The organism is Bradyrhizobium oligotrophicum, from assembly GCF_051168495.1.
GTDB lineage: Bacteria > Pseudomonadota > Alphaproteobacteria > Rhizobiales > Xanthobacteraceae > Bradyrhizobium > Bradyrhizobium oligotrophicum_A.
In genome coordinates this window covers 1-10917 of record NZ_JBNPVB010000046.1, presented here as the reverse complement: position 1 = coordinate 10917, position 10917 = coordinate 1, and the positions used below count along the sequence as shown (strand labels likewise).

Annotated in this window: 15 protein-coding genes and 1 tRNA gene; 8 read left to right on the top strand and 8 right to left on the bottom strand. The window is 64.0% G+C overall.

The genetic code is table 11. The features are described 5' to 3' along the window. Together ACQR1B_RS35945 and chpT are read right to left on the bottom strand one after the other, a co-directional pair. Positions 1-266 (bottom strand): Hpt domain-containing protein (locus ACQR1B_RS35945; RefSeq protein ID WP_434875111.1); only part of this gene is annotated, 266 nt, incomplete at its 3' end. A 248-nt stretch (positions 267-514) separates the two neighbouring features. Further along, positions 515-1177, bottom strand: coding sequence for a histidine phosphotransferase ChpT (chpT, locus tag ACQR1B_RS35940; protein WP_434837626.1), 663 nt, complete (start codon positions 1175-1177; stop codon positions 515-517). A 237-nt stretch (positions 1178-1414) separates the two neighbouring features. Here chpT and cysQ point away from each other — a divergent pair, with 237 nt between their 5' ends. Continuing rightward, positions 1415-2248 carry a 3'(2'),5'-bisphosphate nucleotidase CysQ gene (cysQ, locus tag ACQR1B_RS35935; protein ID WP_434837625.1) on the top strand — a complete coding sequence of 278 codons (834 nt, stop codon included), beginning with the start codon at positions 1415-1417 and terminating at the stop codon, positions 2246-2248. Positions 2249-2266: 18 nt separating this feature from the next. On the opposite strand, the gene ACQR1B_RS35930 is transcribed toward cysQ, so the two are convergent. Continuing rightward, positions 2267-2779, bottom strand: a complete 513-nt coding sequence (locus ACQR1B_RS35930; RefSeq protein WP_434837624.1) for a YHS domain-containing (seleno)protein — start codon at positions 2777-2779, stop codon at positions 2267-2269. Between the two features lie 120 nt (positions 2780-2899). Between ACQR1B_RS35930 and ACQR1B_RS35925 the strand changes: the two genes are divergently transcribed. From ACQR1B_RS35925 to ACQR1B_RS35895, 7 genes are all read left to right on the top strand, one after another. Beyond that, positions 2900-3532, top strand: coding sequence for a DUF1134 domain-containing protein (locus ACQR1B_RS35925; RefSeq protein WP_434837623.1), 633 nt, complete (start codon positions 2900-2902; stop codon positions 3530-3532). Positions 3533-3664: 132 nt separating this feature from the next. Continuing rightward, positions 3665-4945: a hypothetical protein gene (locus ACQR1B_RS35920; protein ID WP_434837622.1), complete on the top strand. Its 1281-nt coding sequence runs from the start codon at positions 3665-3667 to the stop codon at positions 4943-4945. Between the two features lie 262 nt (positions 4946-5207). Next, positions 5208-5282: transfer RNA gene (locus tag ACQR1B_RS35915), tRNA-Val, on the top strand. 217 nt (positions 5283-5499) lie between these two features. Beyond that, the gene (locus ACQR1B_RS35910; RefSeq protein ID WP_434837621.1) at positions 5500-5853 is read left to right on the top strand and encodes a tyrosine-type recombinase/integrase; all 354 of its coding nucleotides are present in this window, start codon (positions 5500-5502) and stop codon (positions 5851-5853) included. 89 nt (positions 5854-5942) lie between these two features. Beyond that, positions 5943-6191 carry a type II toxin-antitoxin system RelE family toxin gene (locus ACQR1B_RS35905; RefSeq protein WP_434837620.1) on the top strand — a complete coding sequence of 83 codons (249 nt, stop codon included), beginning with the start codon at positions 5943-5945 and terminating at the stop codon, positions 6189-6191. A gap of 12 nt (positions 6192-6203) precedes the next feature. Then, positions 6204-6635, top strand: a complete 432-nt coding sequence (locus tag ACQR1B_RS35900) for a helix-turn-helix domain-containing protein (RefSeq protein ID WP_434837619.1) — start codon at positions 6204-6206, stop codon at positions 6633-6635. Between the two features lie 199 nt (positions 6636-6834). Further along, the gene (locus tag ACQR1B_RS35895) at positions 6835-7401 is read left to right on the top strand and encodes a hypothetical protein (protein ID WP_434837618.1); all 567 of its coding nucleotides are present in this window, start codon (positions 6835-6837) and stop codon (positions 7399-7401) included. A 496-nt stretch (positions 7402-7897) separates the two neighbouring features. Here ACQR1B_RS35895 and ACQR1B_RS35890 read toward each other — a convergent pair whose 3' ends face one another. The 5 genes from ACQR1B_RS35890 to tnpC form a co-directional block, all read right to left on the bottom strand. Further along, positions 7898-8221, bottom strand: coding sequence for a GrlR family regulatory protein (locus tag ACQR1B_RS35890; protein ID WP_434837617.1), 324 nt, complete (start codon positions 8219-8221; stop codon positions 7898-7900). Positions 8222-8590: 369 nt separating this feature from the next. Next, positions 8591-8743: a hypothetical protein gene (locus ACQR1B_RS35885; protein ID WP_434837616.1), complete on the bottom strand. Its 153-nt coding sequence runs from the start codon at positions 8741-8743 to the stop codon at positions 8591-8593. A gap of 271 nt (positions 8744-9014) precedes the next feature. Then, positions 9015-9242: a hypothetical protein gene (locus ACQR1B_RS35880; protein WP_434837615.1), complete on the bottom strand. Its 228-nt coding sequence runs from the start codon at positions 9240-9242 to the stop codon at positions 9015-9017. 164 nt (positions 9243-9406) lie between these two features. Then, a complete protein-coding gene (locus ACQR1B_RS35875; RefSeq protein WP_434837614.1) occupies positions 9407-9751 on the bottom strand; it encodes a hypothetical protein in 345 nt (114 codons plus the stop codon). 229 nt (positions 9752-9980) lie between these two features. Continuing rightward, on the bottom strand, positions 9981-10917 hold a 937-nt coding region (tnpC, locus tag ACQR1B_RS35870), incomplete at its 5' end, for an IS66 family transposase (RefSeq protein ID WP_434875056.1).

The window sequence follows — 10917 nt, the reverse complement described above, 5'->3', positions numbered from 1 at the left end:
GTGGTCAGGATCAGCGTCACGGCCTCGCCGGTCACCGGCATGCCGTCGCGGAATTTGCCCATCAGGGTTTCGGCGGCGTGCGCCAGCGCTTCGAGCCGCGGCAGGCCCAGGAAGCCACAGGTCCCCTTGATCGTATGTACCAGGCGGAAGATGTTATCGAGGATCTTGGCGTTGTTCGGCTCCTGCTCGAACCGCACCAACTGATTGTCGACGGTATCCAGGCTCTCGCTGGTCTCCGTCAAAAACTCACGCAACAGGTCATCCATGAAACTGGCCTTCGCACGCAACGGAACGCGACATGACGCGCCCTTCAAACCGTGGCCAGTTTCGATGCAAAGCGTTTAATATTAGTTGAGTAAGCGCAAATGAACGGACTCAACAAAGAGATAAGATGTGTCCGGACAATTTCGGACGCATCGGCAAGGCTTGGTTAACCATGGTGAATGGTTTCTTGCGCCTCTCCACGACAAGAGGTCGCAGCCCCGGCGCCGCGTGAGCCTCGCGGCGGTCGCGATCAGGCGGCCTGCACGACCATCGCAGCGCCGTCGGCAGCGAGCGTCACCTTGAGGCCGCAGGCCTCGGCGAGCAGACGGGTGTAGTACGGCTGCACCGCATGGGCATCGATGGTCGACTGCAGTTCACCGCCGAGCAGGTTGACGATGTTCTGCGGCAGCCGCGCATTGAGCCCGGTGGCGGCGACGCGGAAGCTCATGGTCTCGCCGTCGCCGATCGGGTCGACGGTCAGCATGCCGCCGCGCGGAATCGTCTGCTGCGCCACCACCATCATGTTGAGCAGCAGCTTGACCCGGTTCTTGGGCAGCAGCAGCCGCGGCAGATTCCAGGTGATCGAGGTCTTGGCGTCCTCGATGTGGCCGCGCGCCATGGTCTGCGCATCGCCGAGATCGATCTGCGCGCCGGCCGAGCCGGCGGCGCCGAAGGCGAGGCGGCAGAACTGCAGGCGGGCCGACGCCGTCTTGGCACTCTTGCGGATCAGATCGAGCGCGAAATCGCGATCTTCCGGCTTCGGATTATCGTCGAGCACTTCGAGGCCATTGACGATGGCGCCGACCGGACTAATCAGGTCGTGACAGACCTTCGAGCAGAGCAGAGCGGCAAGTTCGAGAGTATCGGGAGCGGGAATCGGATTGGCGATCTCGGAAGAGGACGTGCCGGACATTCGATGTTCCTGGAAATCCGCGAACCTGGACGAATCATGCTTGCGTTGACGCTTGATACACTGCGAAAGCATGGACCGCCACCGAGCTGAGTGCAGGACACGGGAAAGTACGTAGCGGTTTTCCCGCCCGGCGACGAACGTGCGAACGGCCGTACCCGGATGCGCCAGGCGGCAGGACCAGAACGAGGATCGGATGATGCAGGCTGCGTACGGAACTGCCGAAGGGAGCGTCTGGCGATGACGACGGGCCCGACCACGGGAACCATCGGCACCGCGGCCGCTGCCGCGCTGATGACGCCCCTGACCGAGCTCGTCGTCCAGGCCGCCCATGCGATCCTGGCGGTGAACCGGCGTGCCATGGCCGTCACCGACAAATCCGACGGCTCGCCGGTCACCGAGGCCGATCTGGCCGCCGACGCGGTCATCGCCGAGGGGCTGGCGCGGCTCGCCCCGGAGATTCCGGCCCTGTCGGAGGAGCGGGTCGGGACGAGCGCGGCGCCGTTCAAGGGCAGCTTCTTCCTGATCGACCCGCTCGACGGCACCAAGGAGTTCGTCGCCGGCCGCGGCGAGTTCACGGTCAATCTGGCGCTCGTCAGCGAGGCCAGCCCCCTGCTCGGCATCGTCTGCGCGCCGGCGCTCGGGCTGATCTGGCGCGGCCTGGTCGGCCGGGGCGCCGAGCGGCTGTCGTTCACCGCGGCGGGCCTCGGCCCGGCGGAGCCGATCCGCACCCGTCCGATGCCGAAGGCGGGCGAGGCGTGGATCGCCGCCGTCAGCCGGTCGCATGGCGATGCCCGCACCGACGCCTTCATTGCGGCGCGCCCCGGCGGCGAGCGCCTGCAGCTTGGCTCGGCGGTGAAGTTCGGCCGGCTCGCCGAGGGCCTGGCCGACATCTATCCGCGGTTCGGCCCGACATCCGAATGGGACGTGGCGGCCGGCCATGCCGTGGTGACGGCCGCCGGCGGCATGGTCACCGGGGAGACCGGTGCGCCGTTGCGCTATGGCGAGCGGAGCGACGGCTTCCTGGTGCCGTCCTTCATCGCCTGGGGCGATCCTGCTGCCGTCAAGGTTTGAGAGCCGGCCCGGTCCGGCCTATTCCGGCAACTCCTGTTCGAGCGCCGGCCAGCGGGCCTCCGCCCGCGGCAAATAGCGCGCCGGATCGGCCTTGAAGGCGTCGCGGCTTTCCTCCCTGCTGAACAGGAACAGGCGCTCATCGACCACCGCAAAGAGGCGCGGATTGCCGGGGACGGTGATGCCGCGCGCCACGTCGGTCGGATCATAGCCGCCGAATTGCGGGCCATAGACCTCCGGATGGGCCAGAAAGGAGGCGCGGTTGCCCTCGTTGCGGAACCGCCAGACCACCCCGGCCTGAGCCGCCTCGAAGTCGGCGTCGCCGATCAGAGCCTGACCGTCGACGAAATAGGACACCGGGTCAAAGCCGTCGATCGCGAGCCCGCTATAACGGTTGGCGATGATCCGCTGGGTGGTGGCGGCCAAAGCGCCTGGCGGCGGCAAGAGCAGCGCCGCGAGCGTGATCACGGCGATGGCGCGGCGAAACGGAGGCTTCGGACCGCTCCAGTTCCGTTGTTGCCGTTGTGCGGTCATAGTTGGTGCCGATAACATGGGAGTCGCAGGGGCTATCGCCCCTCTCCCGATCATCGCCGGATGTGGTTGGCGTCAGGTTAAGGCGAAGGTCGGGCAGCCGATAGCAGGGGATTTCCATCGATGAGTTTCGCAATCCGCCTCGCCGCCACGACGCTCGCGGCCGTCACGGCCTTGACCGCGTCGGTCGCCGCGCAGCAGGCGCCCCCGCCGCCGCCTCAGGCGGCGCCATACCAACAGCCGGCACCGCCGCCACAGCGCGCGCCGAGCCCCGACAGCTTCAATTCGGACGAACTGGTCAATGCCGGCCACCGTTTCTTCGGCAACGTCTCGCGCGGCCTCGCTTCGGTGATCGAGCGCGCCGTCAGCCAATGGGGCCTGCCGAACGGCTACATCCTCGGCGAGGAAGGCGCCGGCGCCTTCGTCGCCGGGCTGCGCTACGGCGAGGGCACGCTCTACACCAAGAACGCCGGGGATCTCAGGGTCTACTGGCAGGGCCCCTCGCTCGGCTTCGACTGGGGCGGCGACGGCGCCCGGACCATGACCCTGGTCTACAACCTGCCGGCCACGAGCGCGATCTATCAGCGCTTCGTCGGCATCGACGGCTCGGCCTACATCGTCGGCGGCTTCGGCATGACCGCGCTGACCGCCAACAACATCGTGCTGGTGCCGATCCGCTCCGGGATCGGGCTGCGGTTGGGGGCCAATGTCGGCTATCTCAAGTTCACGCCGAGCGCGACCTGGAACCCGTTCTGACACCGCCTATGGATACCGCCAAGACACGTTCTCCCGCGACGGATCAAGGTTAACACGGCATTGGGCTGGCGTTGAATCAGCCCGCCGTGCATTGTGATTCGGTTAATCATTTCTGACCGGGAGTTGTGCGTCATGGTCGAGCCGATCATGTATTTCGCGATCGGTTTTCTGATCGCCATGCTCTGTGCCCTGATGGTCGTGCCGCTGGTGCACAATCGCGCGGTGCGGCTGACGACGCGCCGGCTCGAGGCGGCAACCCCGCTGTCGATGGCCGAGATCCAGGCCGACAAGGACCAGCTGCGCGCGGAATTCGCGATGTCGGCGCGGCGGCTGGAGATGAGCGTCGACGCGCTCAAGAACAAGGCCACCGGACAGCTCGCCGACCTCGGCAAGAAGACCGACGCCATCAACCGCATGAAGATCGAGCTCGGCGAGAAGAACGCCGCGATCTTCGCGCTGGAGGCGCGCGAGAAGGCGCTGAAGGACCAGCTGCGCGCCACCGAGGAAGAATTCGCCGCCAAGACCGAGGCGTTGCGCGCCGCCGAGCAGGCGCTCAAGGAGAAACAGGCCGAGCAGGTCCGCCTGACCACCGAGCTCAACGACAAGTCCCTGCTGGCCGACAGCCGCCAGGTCGAGCTCGTATCGGTGAAGACGCAGGTCGAGGAGCTGCGCTCGCGCGTGGCCGATGCCGAGAAGGAATTCTCGGCGACCCAGGCGCGGCTGACGCTGGAGCGCGACGAATCCGACACCGCGACCCGGGCGCTCAACGATGCGCGCGCGCGGGTGGAAAATCTCAGCCAGCGCGTCACCGAGCTCGACCGCCAGCTGATCGTCCAGGTCAAGGAGGCCGAGATGCTGGCGACCCGCGTCGCCGACCTCGAAGGGCGGCTGTCGACCCAGGGCAAGCTGCTCGCCGAGCGCGATTTCGAGAACAACCAGCTGCGCGAGGCCAATGCCGCCGCCGACCGCGCGCTGAAGGAGCTGCGCGACGAACTCGCCGGATTCGGCAACGGCAAGTCGGCCGCGTTCGAGCGGCTGAAATCCGAGAAGACCGCGCTCGAAGAGCAGCTGCAGACCGCCCGCGACGAGCGCACCAAGCTGCAGCGCGAGATGAACGCGATCCAGCAGCAGGCCGAGAGCACCTGGGCCCAGGAGCGGATGGAGAACGCGCTGTTGCGCGAGCGCATCAACGACATCGCCGCCGAGGTCGCCAAGCTCGCGATGCAGATCGAGGGCCCGAACTCGACCATCGAGGCCATGCTGGCCGCCGAGCCCGTCCCCGCCAGGCCGGCCAACGCCAATGGCGTCGCCACGGCCCCGGCAGCCGCCGGCAGCCCGCAAGGCGGCACCCTGGCCGACCGTATCCGCGCCCTGCAGTCCCACGCCTCGCGCGCCCGGCAGCTCGGGGCCTGACGCCGCGGGATCGGGGCCTGACGCTACCGAATCGGCCCCGGGGCGCAGCGGATCCGCCCCTCGCTCCAGCAGGGACTCCGGTCCGCGCGCGGTCCGGTTTCGGTCCCATCGAGCACAGCCCGGCGTTCCCCAGCAGTTTTCCTCGCCGGCAGCGCCGCAAATCCTTGACACCCCCTGCCCGCGCTTCGTAAATCGCGGGCTCCGACGGACTGCTTCGGCAGCTGCCTGTTGCGGCCCCCTGGGCCGGCAGCCACCGGAATCCGGGCGCATAGCTCAGCGGGAGAGCGTTCCCTTCACACGGGAGAGGTCCAAGGTTCGATCCCTTGTGCGCCCACCATTTACAGCCCTGCATCAGCAGGGCTTTTTCATTTCCGGCCCTCGGCTCCAACGTGCGTTTCGATGCGGTTTTTGACGCTAAAACGCGAACGGATGCGCCCAAAATCCCCCCGTATGGTCGCAATCCTTGCCAACTTGCTGCACCGTGACGGTTGCGTGTTCCGCAAGCCGGGCCGCTGGATCGTGCCCGAGGGCAGCAACAGCCGCGACAAATCCAGTTGCTCGGCGAGCCGTACCGCCCGCTCGATCCGGACGATGACCGCGGCGTGTCGGCCGGCGACCGTATCAAGAAAGGATTCAAGGCGGCGTGCACGCGCGCCAAGATCAGCGACTTTCACCCGCACGATTGTCGCCACACCTGGGCGACGTGGCACTATCAGGAACACCGCGACTTGAACATGCTCATGCACCTGGGCGGATGGTCGAGTCTGTCGATGGTGCTGCGCTATGCGCACGTGAACGTTTCGCACGCCGCGCCCTCAATCAACGCAATGCCGTCGATCGGGCCAGCGCCAACAAGCAAAGTGCAGCCAAGGCCCAAGGCAAGAGCTAAGAGAGGCACGGCGGCATGAGCGATCCGGGCGAGTGAAAAATCGCCGCGTTCATAAGAATTATTGCTTATAGCCATTTACGAAATATTGCCTTTCGCTATAATGCACTCATGAAAACGATCGCTTACACCCTCACCGCAATGACCGCCCTTAAGCGGCACGCCAACAAGGCTAAGCTGATCCGGGCTAAGATCGAGCAGTATGCCGCTAACCCGGCAGCCCAGGCCAGGAACGTCAAGGCGCTGGTCGGAAGCGATCGTTTGCGGTTGCGCGTTCAAGATTTCCGCGTCCTGTTTACTGAGACTGCTGACACCATCACCGTTCACGACATCGGCCCGCGCGGCGGGATTTATGACTAAGGACCAACCGACATGCCCGTGATGACCAAAACCCCGCAAGGCGACGACATCGTGATCTTGTCCCGCGAGGAATACGATCAACTGATTGCCGCAGCCAATGAAGACGCCGCCGACGCGGAAACCCTACGCCGCTCGATCGCTCGCGTGGAGAGCGGCGAGGAAGAAACCTTTAGCAGCGCCGATGTTGATGCATTCCTTGCGGCGAAAACGCCGCTTGCATTCTTCCGTAAGAAACGCGGCTTGAGCCAAGATGAACTCGCCAGACGCGCGGGCATCTCGCAAGGCTACCTGTCCGAGATCGAGGTTGGGCGCAAAAGCGGCGACGTTCAAACACTGCGCAAGCTGGCGGACGCGCTGAAAGTGACACTCGATAGTTTGGTGCAGGACGGACCGAGCGAGGATGACGCGCCGCAACCGCGCGCAAAGAAGCGCAAGGCGTCGTGAACCAACAGGATGGCCGCCCTTGGGGCGAGAAAGCTGGCCTAGCGAGATGCTATTTAACCGACCTAGCTCAGTTTGGAATACGACCAAACGGGTCTCAGCAAGGCGTCGCGGTAAGAGACCAGCATCAGCGGCAAGAGGTGGAAAACCTCCACTTCTCCTAAGCATCGCAACTCTTGCGGTAGCTATTTCGAGCGCATTCGTGGCCTTCCTTCAATACAATGCCGCCAAAAGAGCCTACAGCGCACAAAGCCGCGCTTTCATTCTGTCGAATAGCCTTCAACTGGTTACCTACGGCGGGAAGGGACCCAACGATGAAGAGACTCCCAGGTGGCTGATCAATCCAATTATCGAGAACCAAGGGAATACCCCGACGAGCCAACTTAAGTTCTCGATTGATATGCTCATCGGTGGTTATGCAACAAGCGAAGCGTTCGAACAAAGAAATCCGTACAAACTAACCTTTACGCAGGGTGTAATCGGTCCGCGATCACAAATGGCCTCAGGATGGCTCATCATGGGGCCGGTGAATTTGACACCATTGAGCGGCAGGAAAGCCCCGATCGGCGCGATGGGAGTCATCAAGTACACGGACGTTTTTGGCGATCGACACCTAACTGAGTACTGCTATTCAGCCAACGTTCCTCCGCTCGACGTAAAGGAGTTTCCGAGGGGCCAACCGATTCGAATCTACGGCTCCTACTGTGAGAGGCACAACTGCGCTGACGCTGAATGTGGCCCCGATTGGGAGAAGCGCGCGAGCGAATAGTGAGAAGGTCTAGCATCATTCGTAGCGGTCAATTCGATTGGACTAATCATGAAGGCAACGACGGATCAAACGACGGCACGACTCATCCCGCACGAGGAGAGTTTCGAGGTGCGGATCAGCCGCCATTTCTATTTTGACGACAACGCCGGCCGGCGATCGATCGGCGGTCGGCCGGATCGGAAGGCGGCGCAAGTCTTCGCCTGCAGCGCGAGCCCGCCGGCACGCGAATCCGCGCCCATCGAGTTTCGCACCGCGGACGAGCGGCCGGCGAGCGCGACCCATCAAACCAGTCGACGAAGCGATCGCGGCCGGTCTGTTCGAGGACGGCACCACCGCCGACCAGGCGGCGGCCATCGTCGAGGCTTCGAAACAGGCGCAAGGTTTGCCGCTGCTCTCGCCCGAGGCATACGGCGCGCTCGCCGCTAGCATCGCCGGCGCCCTCCGCGAAGCCTATGAAGCCGGCCGCGAGGGGCGAGAGGCGACAAGCCTTACCGGCTTAGTCGCTGATGCGGTTCAACACAGCTTGGAACGTCAGGCCGGGCGCCTGAGCAGCCGTCCCCACGCGCGTTGCACTCGTGCTTGAGGACTTGCCGGTCAGACTAATAGTTGCGGCGTCTATCCCGAAGTCGGAGGGATTGCCTTGTGCATGGCGGCTGGTGACGACCTTGGCCGTGAAATCATCGCCGTTCTGAGCGAACGTGCCGGAGTAGGCGATCCCAGAATCACCTCCTCGCAATTGCCCACCAGCCAGCACCACAATCCCGGCGCCTTCGCCTCTCGGTGTCTTAAAAAGCACGCTATAGAAACCATCAGCCAGCATGGCGGAATCTCCGGGTGAACTTCTGATTTTATGCAACCTATCCGAGTCGCAAATTCCGCAACAGCTTTAGCGAGCGTTCTACACCGCGATGCCCAAAATCCGCCCATTCAGAAGCCGGATCACACAATATCTGAGTAAAATCAAAACCATACCGTTGGGGGCGCCCTACGTTCACACGGGAGAGGTCCAAGGTTCGATCCCTTGTGCGCCCACCATCCAAACCGCTGAAACCACACCATGATTTAACTTGAAACTGGTATGCCACGGGGCACATGAGGGCACATCAGGGTAGGACAAAGTAAGAATATCCGTGCATATCCGTGCATGCGCCGTGCATGGCCCACCCACAGTGTTCCTCACCCGTTCCGACTATGGGGTCTTCTTTGACCCTGAATTAAAGGCGGCCGCGGCCATGCCGATCACCCCTACGACGGCGAGTAATAGGATCACTGGCCAATATTCGAACGCGTACCAAGCGGCCAGAGCCAACGCAGCAGCGGCGTATTGCGTGTAGTCAGTCATCGCGCCTCCGCGCTGCCGGACATACATAAAGGTCCGCCTGCCTGGGCCTCCGGCGGGTCTTAAGCAGCCGAACGCTTCTTCCACCCGGTCGGCGGAGGCAGTGCATCGTGCGCCTTCGCCAATGTCTCAAGCCAAGCCGCAACACTGGCAGGGATGTCCGCCTGATCGGACGCCCACCGGCGAATGAGACGATCATCGCATTCAAGGATCGCGGCAAGGCCCCGCTGCGTCCATCGCAGCGAGGCCAGACACTCGGATAGGCGTGCTCCGTTCATGGCCCCATCAGTTTCGTGAAAGCCGCGCCAGCACCGAACAGAGCGGCACCGGCGGTCATCGCCGACAAGACGAGCTGCCAGGGCGCGAGGTTGGTGTCGCGAGTGATCTTTCGGGTCTCGGCGGAAAGCTTGTGCTGCTCGGCCGCGAACTTGCGGGTCTCTTCTTGAGCGCGTTCGATGCGTGCGATCTGCTCTTGCTGATCCATCGTGGCGGTCTCGGTCATTCGGGGCTAACCTCTCGTTGGGCCGGGGATCATCCGCTCAGCCATGTCCGCAATATGCGGACATAAGTGTTAGCTGTCAAGATCGGAACAACGCCCTACCCAAAGAATCGACTCGGCATGAAGGTGTGTTTGCGTTGCTATGGTGCTCGATGGGTCTGCGAGACTCACCCCGAACGACCCCGGGGAAGCACCAGCAGGGCTTGCGATTGCGGCGCGGCGGGAGACCCTTGCCCTCTGTGCAACAACGTCGATGAAGACGAAGTGCCCGAGATGCCCGACGACTTCCGCGTCGAGGCAAAGCGCGATGGGTGGGATCGTTGATCGAGCTTCCCCCGGCCGTTGCCCGAGCCTTCGTCGAGGCCATGAGAGCCTATTTCGCGGAGGCCGATCCGGCGAAGCGCGGGCAGATCGCCGTCTTGCAGATGCACGCCTTGCGGGATCACTGGAGCGGCAAGCTGCGCCTTCACGATGTTGAGGCGATGTTCATTGAGATGCGCGAGCACCTTCACCCTGCCGATCAGCCGAACAGCCAGGCACTAAAGCGCCAAAGGCCCAGGCGGCGACGAAGGCCGCAGCCACCAAAGCGTCGCGCTCGAAGCGCCGCTCGTAAGGCGACCTCACGGAACGTCACCCGAGCGTCCTCCACCGATGCTATGTGGCCTATTCAAGAAGAAGGTACGCATCCGGTGAAGACCACAGGCGGAGTAGCCCGCGCGGATGGACGATTGATCGGAGCGATCAGGCAGCGGCAGGGATGGCGGTGTGCTTCCAGTTCCAGGGCAGCAGGTCTGCGATCCTGTTGGCCGGATGATCGGGCAGCCTGGCGAGGACGTCGGCAAGCCATGCCTGCGGGTCGACGTTGTTGAGCTTGGCGGTCTGGATCAGGGCGTAGATGGCGGCAGCACGGCGGCCGCCCTCGTCGGAGCCGGCGAAGGTCCAGTTCTTGCGGCCGACGGCCACGGCGCGCAACTCGCGTTCGGCCGCGTTGTTGGTCATGCACAGCCGGCCATCGTCGATGAAGCGCATGAACACCTGCCAGCGCTTGAGGCTGTAGTCGATCGCCTTGGCGGTCTCGCTCTTGCCGGAGAGCTTGGCGCGGCGCTCGTGCAGGAAGGTATGAAGCTCACCGACCAGCGGGCGGCTGCGCTCGTTGCGCACGGCTTTGCGTTCGTGGGCCGGTAGACCGTTGATCTCGCGCTCGATCGCAAACAAAGCGTCGATCTTCGCGATCGCTTCGATCGCGATCGGCGCCTTCTTCAGCCGTGCAATCTCGAAGAACTTGCGCCGTGCATGCGCCCAGCAGCCGACCTCCATGACCGGACCAGGCTTGCGCGATGCCTCGTAGAGGCGGTTGAAGCCGGCATAGGCATCCGCCTGCATCGGTCCGGCATAGGTCGCAAGATGCGCCTCTGGATGGGTGCCGGAGCGGTCGGGCGAGTAGAAGAACACGGCGGCCGGCGGCGCGTGGCCGGCGAAAGGACGATCGTCGCGGACATAGGTCCAGACGCGCCCGGTGCGCGTCTTGCCCTTGGCCAGAACTGGCACGGTGGTGTCGTCGGCATGGATGCGCTCGGCAGCGAGGACATGCGCCTTGATCGCCTCGACCAGCGGCATCAAGGTCGCAGCCGCCGCGCCGACCCAGTCCGCGAGTGTGGAGACATCGAGCGCGATGCCC

Excerpts from the sequence above, each read along its gene's own strand:
- chpT (WP_434837626.1), bottom strand. The coding sequence starts at position 1,177 with ATGTCCGGCACGTCCTCTTCCGAGATCGCCAATCCGATTCCCGCTCCC.
- cysQ (WP_434837625.1), top strand. The coding sequence starts at position 1,415 with ATGACGACGGGCCCGACCACGGGAACCATCGGCACCGCGGCCGCTGCC.
- ACQR1B_RS35930 (WP_434837624.1), bottom strand. The coding sequence starts at position 2,779 with ATGACCGCACAACGGCAACAACGGAACTGGAGCGGTCCGAAGCCTCCG.
- ACQR1B_RS35925 (WP_434837623.1), top strand. The coding sequence starts at position 2,900 with ATGAGTTTCGCAATCCGCCTCGCCGCCACGACGCTCGCGGCCGTCACG.
- ACQR1B_RS35920 (WP_434837622.1), top strand. The coding sequence starts at position 3,665 with ATGGTCGAGCCGATCATGTATTTCGCGATCGGTTTTCTGATCGCCATG.
- ACQR1B_RS35905 (WP_434837620.1), top strand. The coding sequence starts at position 5,943 with ATGAAAACGATCGCTTACACCCTCACCGCAATGACCGCCCTTAAGCGG.
- ACQR1B_RS35900 (WP_434837619.1), top strand. The coding sequence starts at position 6,204 with ATGCCCGTGATGACCAAAACCCCGCAAGGCGACGACATCGTGATCTTG.
- ACQR1B_RS35890 (WP_434837617.1), bottom strand. The coding sequence starts at position 8,221 with ATGCTGGCTGATGGTTTCTATAGCGTGCTTTTTAAGACACCGAGAGGC.
- ACQR1B_RS35885 (WP_434837616.1), bottom strand. The coding sequence starts at position 8,743 with ATGACTGACTACACGCAATACGCCGCTGCTGCGTTGGCTCTGGCCGCT.
- ACQR1B_RS35880 (WP_434837615.1), bottom strand. The coding sequence starts at position 9,242 with ATGACCGAGACCGCCACGATGGATCAGCAAGAGCAGATCGCACGCATC.